Origin of the sequence: Roseateles violae (assembly GCF_030410485.1) — a bacterium.
Classification (GTDB): Bacteria; Pseudomonadota; Gammaproteobacteria; order Burkholderiales; family Burkholderiaceae_C; genus Roseateles_D; species Roseateles_D violae.
Genome location: NZ_JAUHHC010000001.1, coordinates 753,067 through 766,327, shown reverse-complemented (window position 1 = coordinate 766,327; position 13,261 = coordinate 753,067). Strand labels below are relative to the sequence as shown.

General features: G+C 69.9%; 13 protein-coding genes. 8 read left to right on the top strand and 5 right to left on the bottom strand.

Annotated elements, in window-relative coordinates:
- Positions 1 to 25: 25 nt before the first annotated feature.
- From QWJ38_RS03470 to QWJ38_RS03460, 3 genes are read right to left on the bottom strand one after another with little or no spacing between them, the layout of a single operon-like run.
- Positions 26 to 820 (bottom strand): metallophosphoesterase, encoded by a 795-nt coding sequence (locus tag QWJ38_RS03470; RefSeq protein WP_290357639.1) that lies wholly within the window; start codon positions 818 to 820, stop codon positions 26 to 28.
- Positions 821 to 824: 4 nt separating this feature from the next.
- A complete protein-coding gene (locus QWJ38_RS03465) occupies positions 825 to 1,595 on the bottom strand; it encodes a UPF0149 family protein (protein WP_290357638.1) in 771 nt (256 codons plus the stop codon).
- A complete protein-coding gene (locus QWJ38_RS03460) occupies positions 1,592 to 2,563 on the bottom strand; it encodes a LysR family transcriptional regulator (RefSeq protein ID WP_290357637.1) in 972 nt (323 codons plus the stop codon). The genes QWJ38_RS03465 and QWJ38_RS03460 overlap by 4 nt, the downstream gene beginning before the upstream one ends.
- A 129-nt stretch (positions 2,564 to 2,692) precedes the next feature.
- On the opposite strand from QWJ38_RS03460, the gene QWJ38_RS03455 reads away from it, so the two are divergent.
- Entirely contained in the window at positions 2,693 to 2,929 is a 237-nt protein-coding gene (locus QWJ38_RS03455; RefSeq protein WP_290357636.1) for a hypothetical protein, read from the top strand.
- 91 nt (positions 2,930 to 3,020) lie between these two features.
- Here the strand turns inward: QWJ38_RS03455 and QWJ38_RS03450 are convergent, their stop codons facing one another.
- Positions 3,021 to 4,889: a phosphoenolpyruvate carboxykinase (GTP) gene (locus QWJ38_RS03450; protein ID WP_290357635.1), complete on the bottom strand. Its 1,869-nt coding sequence runs from the start codon at positions 4,887 to 4,889 to the stop codon at positions 3,021 to 3,023.
- 418 nt (positions 4,890 to 5,307) lie between these two features.
- Here QWJ38_RS03450 and QWJ38_RS03445 point away from each other — a divergent pair, with 418 nt between their 5' ends.
- The 3 genes from QWJ38_RS03445 (at position 5,308) to QWJ38_RS03435 (ending at position 8,680) form a co-directional block, all read left to right on the top strand.
- Positions 5,308 to 6,450 carry an AI-2E family transporter gene (locus QWJ38_RS03445; RefSeq protein WP_290357634.1) on the top strand — a complete coding sequence of 381 codons (1,143 nt, stop codon included), beginning with the start codon at positions 5,308 to 5,310 and terminating at the stop codon, positions 6,448 to 6,450.
- A gap of 64 nt (positions 6,451 to 6,514) precedes the next feature.
- Entirely contained in the window at positions 6,515 to 8,101 is a 1,587-nt protein-coding gene (locus QWJ38_RS03440; RefSeq protein ID WP_290357633.1) for an MCP four helix bundle domain-containing protein, read from the top strand.
- A 3-nt stretch (positions 8,102 to 8,104) separates the two neighbouring features.
- Positions 8,105 to 8,680: an MOSC domain-containing protein gene (locus QWJ38_RS03435; protein WP_290357632.1), complete on the top strand. Its 576-nt coding sequence runs from the start codon at positions 8,105 to 8,107 to the stop codon at positions 8,678 to 8,680.
- Between the two features lie 4 nt (positions 8,681 to 8,684).
- On the opposite strand, the gene QWJ38_RS03430 is transcribed toward QWJ38_RS03435, so the two are convergent.
- Complete coding sequence (locus QWJ38_RS03430) at positions 8,685 to 9,764, bottom strand: alkene reductase (protein ID WP_290357631.1); 1,080 nt, start codon at positions 9,762 to 9,764, stop codon at positions 8,685 to 8,687.
- 116 nt (positions 9,765 to 9,880) lie between these two features.
- On the opposite strand from QWJ38_RS03430, the gene QWJ38_RS03425 reads away from it, so the two are divergent.
- From QWJ38_RS03425 to QWJ38_RS03410, 4 genes are read left to right on the top strand one after another with little or no spacing between them, the layout of a single operon-like run.
- A complete protein-coding gene (locus QWJ38_RS03425) occupies positions 9,881 to 11,074 on the top strand; it encodes a right-handed parallel beta-helix repeat-containing protein (RefSeq protein WP_290357630.1) in 1,194 nt (397 codons plus the stop codon).
- 29 nt (positions 11,075 to 11,103) lie between these two features.
- Entirely contained in the window at positions 11,104 to 11,964 is an 861-nt protein-coding gene (locus QWJ38_RS03420) for a 23S rRNA (adenine(2030)-N(6))-methyltransferase RlmJ (protein WP_290357629.1), read from the top strand.
- A 33-nt stretch (positions 11,965 to 11,997) separates the two neighbouring features.
- Positions 11,998 to 12,582: a GNAT family N-acetyltransferase gene (locus tag QWJ38_RS03415; protein ID WP_290357628.1), complete on the top strand. Its 585-nt coding sequence runs from the start codon at positions 11,998 to 12,000 to the stop codon at positions 12,580 to 12,582.
- 3 nt (positions 12,583 to 12,585) lie between these two features.
- Entirely contained in the window at positions 12,586 to 13,218 is a 633-nt protein-coding gene (locus QWJ38_RS03410) for a lysozyme inhibitor LprI family protein (protein ID WP_290357627.1), read from the top strand.
- Positions 13,219 to 13,261 lie beyond the last annotated feature (43 nt).

Below are 13,261 nucleotides of genomic sequence, written 5' to 3'. Positions count from 1 at the left end.
GAGTCTGACACAGGCCCCGGCCCGCTCACTGCGCCTGATCAAAGACCTCGATCAGCGAGCTTGGCTGGAAGCCGGCCGGCTCGCCCTTGCGTGCATGGCCGCGCGCATTGCAGACCACGCGGGTGCTGCGACCGTCGGCCTGGGCGACGCGGTAGTCGTGCTGGCAATGCAGATGGCCGTGCAGCCACAGCCGCGCGCCACCCAGCAGGGCCTCGTCGTCGTTGCAGAAGCTGGCCGTGCCCGGCTGGCGGCCGTAGCGCGGATCGGCACTGCGGAGGCTGGGCGCGAAATGGGTGATGACGACGGTGGCGTCCCAGTCCTCGCCGCTCTCGCCCAGGGTCAGGGCTTGCGCCAGCCATTCCCGGCAGCGCAGCCCCTCCTCGCGCACGGCGGCCGCATCGAAGGGCCGGCCATGGCGGCTGGCATTCATCACGCGCTGGAAATAGCCGGCCGCGCGCATCGCGCGCTCGCGCTCCTTCTCGCCGAACAGATCGAAGTCGCTCCAGCGCGTGCTGCCCAGCAGGCGCACCCGGCGGCCCGCCGCATCGCTGCGCACGCAGGCCGCATCGTCCAGCATGGTGAAGCCGAGCTCGGCCGCCCACGCATGCAGGCCGGCACGCGCCTCGTCGATGTCGCGGCCGTCGTATTCGTGGTTGCCGGGCACGAAGACGACCGGCACCGGCCAGTCGCGAAAGCGCGCCAGGCCGTCCCAGCGGCTGTCGACGTCGCCGGCCAGGATCAGCAGCTCGGCACCCCGCGCCGGTTCGGGATCGAAGGCCTCGGTCTCCAGATGGAGATCCGAGAGCAGTTGCAGCTTCACGCCTTCAGTTGGCGCCGTGGCACTGCTTGTACTTGCGGCCCGAGCCGCAGTGGCAGGGATCGTTGCGGCCCAGCTTCGGACCCTCGCGCCGGATGGTCTCGACCGCGTAGCGCCGCTCCTGGGTCAGGTCGGCCAGATCGGCGACGCTGACGATCAGCTCCTCGATCGCGTCGTCCAGATCCTTCAGCGGATGTTCGCGATCCAGGGTCGCGACGACTTCCTTCTCCTCGTCCGTCTCGGCCGGCAGGTGGCGGTACAGCCGTGCCAGCGCCGCCATCACGGCCTGGTCGTCGATCTCGGACAGCTCCGGGAAGCACAGGCAGGCATGCTGGAAACCGGCCACCCAGGGCATCAGGGTGCGCGAGATCGGGCTCATCGCCGCATAGGTCTGGCGCGCCTGCGCCGCCTCGGCGTCCTCGTCCGCCGGCGGCGGCTCCTCGGGCTCGGCCGAGGGCTCGTCCAGATCGAGCACGACCGGATCGAACCAGCCGTCCTCGACCAGCGAGCGGTTCAGCGCCGCATGACGGCGCTCGACCAGCTCGCGGATGCGGGCCAGCCAGGCGGCGTCGACATCGTCGGGCAGCACGCCGCCGTCGTAGTCGAAGATATTCGGCAGCCACTCGTCGCTGTCGATCAGGCGCGGCTGGACCAGCACGCCGCACAGATAGCCGTCCAGCATGGAGGCATCGAGCGCTTGCAGCGGCGCCGGCGTCGTCGCCAGCAATTCGTCGAGTTCGGCGAACTCGGCGTCTGTCAAATCATGGGGGGTGCTCATGGCGCGATTGTCGCCGCTGTTGCGCGGGCCACGCCAGCCTTGGCCCTTCTGGCGGCCTCGATCAGGCGCTCGCGCATCCAGGCGTCGGCGCTGCGGCCCTCGCTGCGCAGATGCCAGAGCATGTCCACATGCACCGTGGACAGCGGCATCGGCAGCGGCCGCTCGAGCAGCTGCGATTTGTAGCCGGTCGCCTCGACAAAGGTCGCCGGCAGCACCGTCAGCAGGTCGGACTGCGCCACGATGCGGCCGGCGGTGAAGAACTGGTTGACGGTCAGCATGATGCGTCGGCTGCGCTTCAGCGCGCTGAGCGCCTCGTCGACGAAGCCATGCGGCCGGCCCGAGAAGCTGACCAGCAGATGGTGGGCCGCGCAGTAGCTGTCCAGGTCCAGCTCGAGCTCGGCCAGCGGATGGCCGCGCCGCATCACGCAGACATATTCGCTGTCGTAGAGCCGGTGCTGGCGGATCGAGGACAGGCTGCCCTGTGCCTGCAGCGCCGCGACCGCGCCGGGAAAGTAGCCGACGGCGAGATCGGCCTCGCCCTGCTCCAGCAGCGCGCGGGGGTCGCGCGTGGTCAGCGGCAGCACATGAACATTGGCCAGCGCCCGCTGCTCCTCCAGTTGCGCCACCAGGGCCGGCAGCAGCAGCGCCGCCGTGGCGTCGGCCATCGCGACGCGGAAGGTGTGTTCCTGTACCTCGGGCCGGTAGTCGCCGGGGTCGAGCAGGCTCTGCAGCCGCGCCAGGATGGTTCGCACCTCGGGCCACAGGCTTTCGGCGCGCGGGCTGGGCTTCATGCCGAAGGCCTGGCGCTGGAACAGCTCCTCGCCCAGCGCCTCGCGCAGGCGCTTCAGCGCATGGCTGACGGCCGGCTGCGTCATCGCCAGGCGCTCGGCCGCGCGGGTCAGATTGCGCTCGGCCATCACCGCGTCGAACACCTTCAGCAGATTCAGGTCGATATGGCGGAAGTTCATCCTCGTGGCCGCAAAGATATTCTCTTTGTTTATACAACAGATTCAATCAATTCATTGGCATCATTTCTAGGGTTTACCCGATACTCTCGTCATCGACTCCACAAGAGTGTCTGCACAAGGAAAAAAGCCATGAGCGTTGCCACCCAAACCTTCGGTCTGCCGCTGAGCCGTCGAGGCTCCAAGGGCAGCTACTTCTCCGTCACCGGCGCCCGCGTCTGGTCGCTGCTGATCGCCTCGATCAAGGCCCGCATGGCCGCCGCCGCCGAGCGCCGCGCCGAGCGCGAACTGCTCGAGCTGGCCGCCCAGTACGACCAGAGCATGCCCTCCTTCGCCGCCGAGCTGCGCGCCGCGAACTGCCGCCGCTGATAACCGTCAGGCGCATACGGCGCTTCGAGCGCCGCGCCGACGGCAATGAAAAAGCCCGCTGCAAGCGGGCTTTTGTTTGGGCAACCGGACCTCAGAGCGCCGCCAGGCGCTGCTCGATCTTGGCCTTGGTCGCCGGCAGCTCGGCCGGCAGATGGTGGGCCAGCTGCTGGAACAGCTCCGCGTGCAGGCCCATCTCGGTCGCCCAGGCGGCCTTGTCGATGCCGGTCACCTGCTCGTACTGCTCGGCGCTGAAGTCCAGGCCGCTCCAATTGATGTCGGCATAGCGGGGTGTCACGCCGAACACGTTCTCGCTGCCCTGGCCCCGGCCCTCGACGCGGTCCAGCATCCACTTCAGCACGCGCATGTTCTCGCCATAGCCGGGCCAGACGAACTTGCCGTCGGCGCCCTTGCGGAACCAGTTGACGCAGTAGATCTTGGGCAGCGTCGCGCCGCTGGCCTGCAGCTGCTTGCCCAGATCGAGCCAGTGCTGGAAGTAGTCGGCCATGTTGTAGCCCATGAAGGGCAGCATGGCGAAGGGGTCGCGGCGCACCACGCCCTGCTGGCCGGCGGCCGCGGCGGTCGTCTCCGAACCCATGGTCGCGGCCATGTAGACGCCCTCGGTCCAGTCGCGCGCCTCGGTCACCAGCGGCACCGTGGTCGAGCGGCGGCCGCCGAAGATGAAGGCGTCGATCGCCACGCCGGCCGGGTTGTCCCACTCGGGGTCCAGCGCCGGGTTGTTGGTCGCGGCCACGGTGAAGCGGGCGTTCGGGTGCGCGGCCTTGGCGCCCGTCTCCTTGGCGATGGCCGGGGTCCAGTCCTTGCCCTGCCAGTCGATCAGGTGCGCCGGCGGCGTGTCCGTCATGCCCTCCCACCAGACGTCGCCGTCGTCGGTCAGCGCGACATTGGTGAAGATCACGTCGCGGCCCAGGCTGGCCATGCAGTTGGCATTGGTCAGTGCATTGGTGCCCGGGGCGACGCCGAAATAGCCGGCCTCGGGGTTGATCGCGTACAGACGGCCGTCCTTGCCCGGCTTGATCCAGGCGATGTCGTCGCCGATCGTCGTCACCTTCCAGCCCTCGAAGGCCTTGGGCGGGATCAGCATCGCGAAATTGGTCTTGCCGCAAGCGCTGGGGAAGGCGGCGGCGACATGGTGCTTCTTGCCCTCGGGGCTTTCGACGCCCAGCACCAGCATGTGCTCGGCCAGCCAGCCCTGGTCGCGACCCATGGTCGAGGCGATGCGCAGGGCGAAGCACTTCTTGCCCAGCAGCGCATTGCCGCCGTAGCCCGAGCCGTAGGACCAGATCTCGCGCGTGGCCGGGTAGTGGACGATGTACTTGGTCTTGTTGCAGGGCCACTTGACGTCGGCCTGTCCGGCTTCCAGCGGGCTGCCTACCGTGTGCACGCAGGGCACGAAGTCGCCGTCGATGCCCAGCACGTCCAGCACCGCACGACCCATGCGGGTCATGATGCGCATATTGACGGCCACATAGGGGCTGTCCGACAGCTCGACACCGATGTGCGCGATCGGCGAGCCCAGCGGGCCCATGCTGAAGGGCACGACGTAGAGCGTCCGGCCGCGCATGCTGCCCCTGAACAAGGCCTTGTCACCGGTCTGCAGCAGGCTGCGCATCTCGGCCGGGGCCATCCAGTTGTTGGTCGGGCCGGCGTCTTCCTTCTTGTCGGTGCAGATGAAGGTGCGGTCCTCGACGCGGGCGACGTCACTCGGGTCCGAGCAGGCCAGATAACTGTTCGGGCGCAGCGCCGGGTTGAGTTTCTTGAAGGTACCGGCGGCCACCAGTTGCTGGCAGAGCCGGTCGTACTCGGCCTGGCTGCCGTCGCACCAGTAGACCTCGCGCGCCTCGGTCAGCGCGGCGATCTCGGCGACCCAGGCGATCAGGCGCGGGTGCTTCACATAGGCAGGCGTATTCAAGCGCAGCCCTTCCATCACGGGTTGGTTCATGGCGGTCCCATTCAATATAAAAAGCGGAATTGGGCAAGCCTCGAGAGCGGGCGCCGGGACTGCGCGCGCGGGCCGGGGCTGGCCCAATGCCGCTCGTTGCCGCCGCCGGGGCTTGCCGGTCGGCTTGATCGAGCACTCGCCATGCCGCGGTCGGCATGGCCCCCAGGAACGGCCCGATGGGGCCAGGGGGATTGATTGTCGATCCAATGTAACCACGCCGTAACCCGGCCTGGAGCCAACACTATGCAAAACATGAATAAAGTCATGCGGCAAACGGCCGGGCCGGGCGCTGCATGAACGCGGCGGCATTTGCGTGATTCCGACATGGATCCGGCCGGTTCGCAGGCACACTGCGAAAGTCCGGCCGGGCGCGCAGTTCCGAACAAGCTTGGGGCCGGTTCATCCAGAGGGGCTGCCGATGAACGAGCACAGCGCTTACCGACCCAATCTCGAGCTGGAGACGCGCCTGTCCAAGCGCCTGCTCGACGTGCTGATCCGCGCGGGCCTGCTGGTCGTGCTGGTCACGCTGTGCTACCGGATCTTCTCGCCCTTCATCGCCCTGATGTCCTGGGCCCTGGTGCTGGCCGTCACCCTGTATCCGGCGCAGCAATGGCTGGCCCGGCGGCTGGGCGGGCGTTCCGGCCTGTCCTCGACGCTGCTGGTGCTGCTGATCGTCGTCGTGCTGGTGCTGCCGACCGCGGTGCTAATGTCCTCGGTGGCCGATTCGGTCCATCTGCTGCTGGCCGAGCTGCAGCAGAACACCCTGCAGATCCCGCCGCCCCATGCCAGCGTCGCCGGCTGGCCGCTGGTCGGCGACAAGCTCTACGCGCTGTGGGAGCTGGCGCACAACGACCTCCCGGCGGCGATCGCCAGCCTGCAACCCAAGATCGGCAATCTGGCCAAGACGGCACTGGCCCTGGTCGCCGGCGTGGCCGGCGCCGTGCTGTCCTTCCTGGCCTCGGTCATCATCGCCGGCGTCTTCATGGCCTATGGCGATGCCGGCGAGCGGCGCGGCCGCTCGATCTTCAACCGCATCGTCGGCGGCCGGCGCGGCGACGAATTCGCCCAGCTGTGCTCGGCGACGATACGCGCGGTGGCGCTGGGCGTCGTCGGCGTTGCGCTGATCCAGGCCATCGTCGCCGGCCTGGTGCTGCTGGTCGCCGGCGTGCCCTTCGCCGGCGTGCTGGCCGCGCTGGTGCTGGTGCTGGCGATCGCGCAGCTGCCGGCGCTGCTGATCACCCTGCCGGCGATCGCCTATATCTGGTGGTCCGGCATGCATGGCACGGCGCTGGCCGTCGTCTACACGGCGCTGCTGCTGCTGGTGGGCGTGATCGACAATGTGCTGAAGCCGCTGCTGCTGGGCCGCGGCGTCGATGCGCCGATGCCGGTCATCCTGCTCGGCGCGATCGGCGGGCTGGCCGGCGCCGGCATCCTCGGCATGTTCGTCGGCGCAGTGCTGCTGGCGCTGGGCTACCAGGTGCTGATCTGGTGGGTCGACTCGAACCCGGATCTGGAGGTGGTGACCGAGCTGCCGCCGGCGCCGCTGCAGCCCCCGGAATGAGTCCGCGCCTGCGACACAATCGCGACATTGCCCTAGCCAGGGCTCGATTGCCGCCCGCGACTGGATGGATCTGCCGAAGAGTTTCACGCTGAAGACGCGTCTGGCGCTGCTGGTCGGCCTGGTGCTGCTGCTGATGGCGGCGACCGGGCTGCTGACCCTGCTGCAGCTGCACGGCCTGTCGCGCTCGGTCGACTCGCTGTACCAGGACCGGCTGCGACCGATGCAGCAGTTGCGCCTGGTGTCGAAGTCCTTCAGCGTCGATCTGCAGTCCAGCGCGCAGCGCCTGGCCGACGGCCGGCTTTCCGCCGTGCCGGCGCGCAGCGAGCTGGACGCCATCGAGCGCCAGGTGCGCGCGCAATGGGCGGCCTACAAGGCCACCTTTCTGGTCGAGGCCGAGCAGCGCCTGATCGCACGCGCCGAGCCGCTGCTGGCCACCGGCCTGCAGCGCCTGGCCCAGCTGCGCGAGCTCAGCGAGCGCGGCGACACCGAGGCGCTGCGGCGCTTCCCGGCGCTGCAGCTGCAGCCGGCCGCCGAGGCGATCGCAAACGTGATCGGCGAGCTGATCGAGGTGCAGCTGGACGTCGGCCGGCGCGAGGCCAGCGCCGCGCGCGAGGCCTTCGAGCTGGCGCTGTGGCTGGTCCTGGGCCTGCTGCTGGCGACCCTGGCGCTGGCGCTGGGCTTGGCCGCCTCGGTGGCGATGCTGCACCGGCGCGAGCAGGGCAGCGCCGAGGCGGCCCGCGCGCGGCTGCAGCGCTTTTATGTGGCGCTGTCGCAGACCAGCCAGCTGATGGTGCGTGCCCCCGCATCGGCGCAGCTGCTCTATGAGGGCCTGTGTCGCATCTGCGTGGACAGCGGCGGCGCGCTGCTGGCGGCAGTGGTGCAGTCCGACGGCGAGCAGTTCGAGCGCGTCGCCGTTCATGGCCCGGTCGAGCGGCTGATGCCCGGCGTGCCGACGCGCTGGCAGCTGGACTCGGCCTTCGCCCAGGCCTCGCTGAGCACCGAGGCGGTGCGCAGCGGCCGCCATGCGCTGAGCAACCGGGTGATGGACGACGCCAAGCTCTCGCAATGGCGGGCCGGTGTGATCCCGCCCGGCGTCGAGGCGATGGCGGCCTTCCCGCTGCGCCGCGGCGGGCGCGTGATGGGCGCGCTGACCCTGCTGGCCGGCGAACGCGATTTCTTCGACGCCGAGATGACCGCCCTGCTCGACGAGATGGTCGACGACGTCTCCTTCGCGCTCGACAACCTCGACCGCGAACAGGCGCGCCGCCAGGCGCTGCGTGAGGCCGAGGACGGGCGCGCGCTGTTCCAGCTGCTGTTCAATGCCGCGGCGGTCTCCTGCGCGCTGACGACCCTGGCCGAGGGCCGCGTGGTCGAGGTCAACGAGACCTTGTGCCAGCGCTATGGCTACAGCCGCGAGGAACTGCTCGGCCGGCGCTTCGGCGAGCTCCGTGTCGGGCTGGGCAAGCTGGCGCGCGAGCGCTTCTACCAGCTGCTGCAGACCGAGGGCCGGGTCCGCAACTTCGAGACCGAGATCCGCAACCGTGCCGGCGAGCCGCTGCGCTCGCTAGTCAATGCCGATGTGATCGACTACCGCGGCGAGGTCTGCGTGCTGTCGAGCAGCATCGACATCAGCAGCATGCCCAGGGCCTGACCCATGCCTCATCTGATCAGCCTCAATACCGCCGCCGCCGCCCCGCTGCAGACCGAGCAGGGCCCGGTGCCAAGCGGCATCCGCAAGCGCGCCCGCGACGGCGCCATCACCGTCGGCCCGCTGGGCCTGGCCGGCGACGAGCAGGCCGACCTCAGCGTGCACGGCGGCCCGGCCAAGGCCGTCTATGCCTATCCCAGCGAGCATTACGCCTTCTGGCAGACGGTGCGCGCGCAGGCGCGCGCGGCCGGCTGGGACGAGGCCTTGCCGCCCGGCAGCCTGGGCGAGAACCTGACGATCGCGGGCCTGCTGGAGAAGCAGGCCTGGGTCGGCGACCGCCTGCGCTTTCCCGACTGCGAACTGATCGTCAGCGAGCCGCGCTTCCCCTGCTTCAAGTTCAATGCGGTGATGGGCTTCAAGCAGGCCGCCAAGCTGATGGTGCAGAGCGGCTGGTGCGGCTTCTACCTGTCGGTGCTGCGGCCCGGCAGCCTGGCCGCCGGCCAGGACTTCGAGCTGCTGCCGGGCCCGCGCGAGGTCGGCATTGCCGAGCTGTTCCGCGCGCGGATGGCCGGCAAGGGCTGAGCCCTCACGCCGTGGCCAGCGCGGGATAGTCGGTATAGCCCTTGGCCTCGCCGCCGTACAGCGTCGCCTTGTCCAGCGGCTGCAGCGGCGCGTTCAGCCGCAGACGGCGCACCAGGTCCGGGTTGGAGATGAAGTCGCGGCCGAAGGCGACCAGGTCGGCGCGGCCCTCGGCCACCGCCTGCAGCGCCATCTCGCGGGTGTAGCCGTTGTTGGCGATCCAGGCGCCCTGGAAGCGCGCGCGCATTGCCGCGTAGTCGAAGGGCGCGATATCGCGCGCGCCGCCGGTCTGGCCCTCGATCACATGCAGAAAGGCCAGCTTCAGCGGCGCCAGGCGCTCGGCCACATGGTTGAACAGGGCCTGGGCGTCGCTGTCCTGGCCGGCATCGTTGACCGGCGTCACCGGCGAGAGCCGCAGGCCCGTGCGATCGGCGCCGATCTCGGCGGCGATGGCCGTCATCACCTCGATCAAGAGGCGGGCCCGGTTCTCGATGGCGCCGCCGTAGGCGTCGGTCCGGTCGTTGATGCTGTCGCGCAGGAACTGGTCGATCAGATAGCCGTTGGCGCCATGGACCTCGACCGCATCGAAGCCGGCCTCGACCGCGCAGCGCGCGGCATGGGCGAAGGCGGCGACGACGCTGGGAATCTCCTCCAGCGCCAGCGCGCGCGGCGCCGAGATGTCAACAAATCCGTCCGCGGTGAAGGTCTTGCCCTTGGCCGCCCGGTCGGTCGAGGACAGCGGCGCGCGGCCCTCGGGCTGGAACTGGGTGTGCGAGATGCGGCCCACATGCCAGAGCTGCACGGCGATCTTGCCGCCCTCGGCATGGACGGCGTCGGTGACCTTCTTCCAGGCGGCGATCTGCTCGGGCGTGTGGATGCCCGGCGTGTCCAGATAGCCCTGACCCTCGCGGCTGATCTGCGCGCCCTCGCTGATGATCAGGCCGGCGCTGGCGCGCTGGCGGTAGTACTCGACGGCCAAGGGGCCGGGCAGAAGGCCGCGCGAGCGGCTGCGCGTCAGCGGCGCCATGACGATGCGGTTGGCGAGCTGCAGTGCGCCGATCTGGAGAGGGTCGAACAGGCTTGGCATGGTTCTTTCTTGTTGGTGGAAGCAGGGATGCGAGCCTAAACGCTGCGCCGCTAAGCTGCTGTCCGCTGGCGGACAGCCCCACGACCGATACAACTTGGGCGGGAGTTCAAGCACAGATGGACGAAAACCGTTATGGCGACCCGGCGCCGCACGGCTGCACGCGGCGCCAGGGCCTGCAATGGGGCGCCGCGCTGGCCGCCGGCCTGGCCCTGCCGACGGCCGCGGCGGCCGAGGCGCCGGCGACGCTGCGCGTCGGCCGCACGCTGCCGATCAAGACCCTGGCCGGCGCGGCCCGCCAGGCCCGCGACGGCATGGTGATCGAGGTGGAGACCGGCGACTATGTATCCGATGTCGCCGTCTGGACGCAGAGCGACCTGACCCTGCGGGCGGTCGGCCGCGTGCGCATGGTGGCCAATGGCCCGCTGGCCCAGGGCAAGGCGATCTTCGTCTGCAGCGGCGAGCGCATGCGCATCGAGGGCTTCGAGTTTGTCGGCGCCAAGACGCGCGACCGCAATGGCGCCGGCGTCAGGCTCGAGTCCGGCTCGCTGCGCCTGGTCGACTGCGTATTCCGCGACAACGAGACCGGCCTCCTGACCAGCAATGACAAGAACGCCCGGCTGGAGATCGAGAACTGCGATTTCGGCGCCATCGTGCGGCGCGAGGGCCAGACGCACAATCTCTATGTCGGCGAGATCGCCCAGCTGAAGGTCAGCGGCAGCTATTTCCACCATGGCCAGCTGGGCCATCTGCTGAAGAGCCGGGCGGCGGTCAACCACATCTTCTACAACCGGCTCAGCGACGAGATCGGCGGCGAGGCCAGCTACGAGCTCGAGTTCCCGAACGGCGGCCAGGCCCTGGTGGTCGGCAATCTGATCCAGCAGAGCTCGACCACGCAGAACCCGCAGCTGATCTCCTTCGGCTCCGAGGGCTACACCTGGCCGCGCCAGGAACTGCAACTGATCAACAACACCCTGGTCGACCGCCTGCCCAGCGGCGGCATCTATCTGCGCGTCGCGCCCGGGCCGGCCCAGGTGCGGGTGCTCAACAATGTGCTGGCCGGCAATCCGTATTTCGCCAGCAATGGCTACTGGGAGCAGCGCAACAACTTCATCGTCGACTGGGACGCCTTCGTGCTGGCCGCGCGCGACGACTACAGCCTGCGGCCCGACTCGCCGCTGCGCGGCAAGGCGATCGACCCGGGCCGCAGCGGCGAGCTGGCGCTGCTGCCCAGCCGCCAGTACAAGCACCCCTGCGGCACGCTGGCGCTGAGCGGGCCGGCGCGGCATCCGGGCGCCTTCCAGCAGCCCTGAAGGCGGCGGCGACAGGCGACAATCGCGCCATGCTCGCCTACCGACACGCCTTCCACGCCGGCAACCATGCCGATGTCCTCAAGCATCTGGTGCTGACCCAGGTGCTTCGCTATATGGCGGAGAAGGACAAGCCCTACACCTTGATCGACACCCACGCCGGCGCCGGCGGCTATTCGATCGAGGGCCGCTATGCGCAGAAGAAGGGCGAGTACTCGCTGGGCGTCGCGCGGCTGTGGGACGAGCGCGAGCTGCCGGCGGCGCTGGCCGAGTACATGAGCCTGGTCAAGGCCTTCAACCCGGACGGCCAGCTGCGCCAGTACCCGGGCTCGCCGGCGCTGGCCAATATGCTGATGCGCGAGGAGGACCGGCTGCGCGTCTACGAGCTGCACCCGACCGACCAGCGCATCCTGGCCAGCTATCTGGAGACCCGGCCCAACACCCAGGTGGCCGACAGCGACGGCTTCGCCAGCCTGCGCGCCGAGCTGCCGCCGCCGGCCTCGCGCCGCGCCGTCGTGCTGATGGACCCGAGCTATGAACTGAAGACCGACTACGCCAAGGTGCTGGCCGCCCTGCGCGAGGGCCTGCAGCGCATGGCCGAGACGGTCTTCATCGTCTGGTATCCGCAATTGCAGCTGCTCGAATCGGCCCAGCTGGCCAACCGCCTGAAGGCGGCCGCCGACACGGCCGCCAAGAAGGGGTGGCTGCACGTGCGGCTGACGGTGCGCCAGCAGGACAACGAGCGCGGCGTCGGCATGCTGGGCAGCGGCATGTTCGTCGCCAATCCGCCCTTCACCCTGCACGACGAGCTGCAGGAATGCCTGCCGCTGCTGGTCGACAAGCTGGGCCAGTACGACGGCGCGAACTTCGTGCTGGAACAGAAGGCGGTCTAGGGCCAGGCCCGCGATGCCCCGGCGGAGTTGGCCATGTCGCTGCAGATCCATCCGCTGACGCCGGCGCGCTGGCCCGATCTGGAGGCGATCTTCGAGGCGCGCGGCTGCAGCGTCGCGCGCGGCTGCTGGTGCATGTACTACCGCGTCAGCGGCAAGGGCGCGCTGACGCGGCCCGGCGAGGAGCAGCGTGCCGGCGCAAAGCGGGCGCTGCGCGCGCTGGCCGAGCAGGACCCGCCGCCGGGCCTGCTCGGCTATCGCGCCGGCCTGCCGATCGGCTGGATCGCGCTGGGCCCGCGGCAGGACTTCGCCAAGCTGGCCCGCTCGCCGGTGATGAAGCCCGTCGACGCGCGGCCGGTCTGGTCCATCGTCTGCTTCGTCGTGCCGGCCGCCTATCGACGCCACGGCGTCGCGCGCGAGCTGCTCGCCGGCGCCGTCGACTATGCGCGCTCGCGCGGCGTCGAGCTGCTCGAGGCCTATCCGGTCGACAAGCAGGCGCCCGGCGCCGCCGAGGCCTCCTGGTTCGGCTCCAAGCGCATGTTCGACGAGGCCGGCTTCGAGGAAGTGGCGCGCCGCCGCGCCGACCGTCCCATCGTGCGCCTGCAGCTGCTGCGCGACTGAGCGATGCGGAAGCCCCTGTCACGAACGCCGCGAACGCCGGGCTGGATCGCCGCGCTGCTGCTGGCGCCGCTGGGCGCCGCCGCGCTGGACTGCGCCAGGCTGGCGGCCGCCACCGAGCCGACGCTGCGCCTGATCTGCGCCGAGCCCGAGCTGCGCGCCGCCGACGATCTGCTCAACCAGCTCTATCGCGCCGCCCTCGCCAAGGCCGGCCCGGCGGCGCCGCTGCGGGCCGAGCAGCTGAGCTGGATCCGCTCGGCCCAGGCGCCCTGCCGCGACGCCGCCTGCCTGCGCGAAGCCTATGCCCAGCGGATCGCCGCGCTGCGCCGCGCGCTGTCGCCCTGGTGCGCGACCCAGCGGGGGGCCATCGTCGGCGACTGGGCGCGGGCCGGCGAAGCGGGTTTCTTCGAGGAGTTCTCGGCCGGGCCCCAGGGCGAGTTCGACTCCTGGCAACAGCAGCGCCCGCAGATCAGCGGCGGCCGCTGGATCTGGCGGCCGGACTGCGGCATCACCATCGCCAGCGAGGTCGGCCTCGGCGTCGAATGGATCCTCATCGATGCCAAGAAGAACGCCGAGTTCAGCGTGCTCGAGCCCGGCGTGCCGGGCGTGGCGCGCTATCGCCTGCTGAAGGCGCCCTGAGGGTGCTTGCGCCGGCCCGGGGGAAGGCGGACCCTGGACAGGC

Bases quoted from the DNA above. Each gene is read 5' to 3' on its own strand.
- QWJ38_RS03465 (WP_290357638.1), bottom strand. From the start codon at position 1,595: ATGAGCACCCCCCATGATTTGACAGACGCCGAGTTCGCCGAACTCGAC.
- QWJ38_RS03460 (WP_290357637.1), bottom strand. From the start codon at position 2,563: ATGAACTTCCGCCATATCGACCTGAATCTGCTGAAGGTGTTCGACGCG.
- QWJ38_RS03455 (WP_290357636.1), top strand. From the start codon at position 2,693: ATGAGCGTTGCCACCCAAACCTTCGGTCTGCCGCTGAGCCGTCGAGGC.
- QWJ38_RS03450 (WP_290357635.1), bottom strand. From the start codon at position 4,889: ATGAACCAACCCGTGATGGAAGGGCTGCGCTTGAATACGCCTGCCTAT.
- QWJ38_RS03445 (WP_290357634.1), top strand. From the start codon at position 5,308: ATGAACGAGCACAGCGCTTACCGACCCAATCTCGAGCTGGAGACGCGC.
- QWJ38_RS03440 (WP_290357633.1), top strand. From the start codon at position 6,515: ATGGATCTGCCGAAGAGTTTCACGCTGAAGACGCGTCTGGCGCTGCTG.
- QWJ38_RS03435 (WP_290357632.1), top strand. From the start codon at position 8,105: ATGCCTCATCTGATCAGCCTCAATACCGCCGCCGCCGCCCCGCTGCAG.
- QWJ38_RS03430 (WP_290357631.1), bottom strand. From the start codon at position 9,764: ATGCCAAGCCTGTTCGACCCTCTCCAGATCGGCGCACTGCAGCTCGCC.
- QWJ38_RS03425 (WP_290357630.1), top strand. From the start codon at position 9,881: ATGGACGAAAACCGTTATGGCGACCCGGCGCCGCACGGCTGCACGCGG.
- QWJ38_RS03420 (WP_290357629.1), top strand. From the start codon at position 11,104: ATGCTCGCCTACCGACACGCCTTCCACGCCGGCAACCATGCCGATGTC.
- QWJ38_RS03415 (WP_290357628.1), top strand. From the start codon at position 11,998: ATGTCGCTGCAGATCCATCCGCTGACGCCGGCGCGCTGGCCCGATCTG.
- QWJ38_RS03410 (WP_290357627.1), top strand. From the start codon at position 12,586: ATGCGGAAGCCCCTGTCACGAACGCCGCGAACGCCGGGCTGGATCGCC.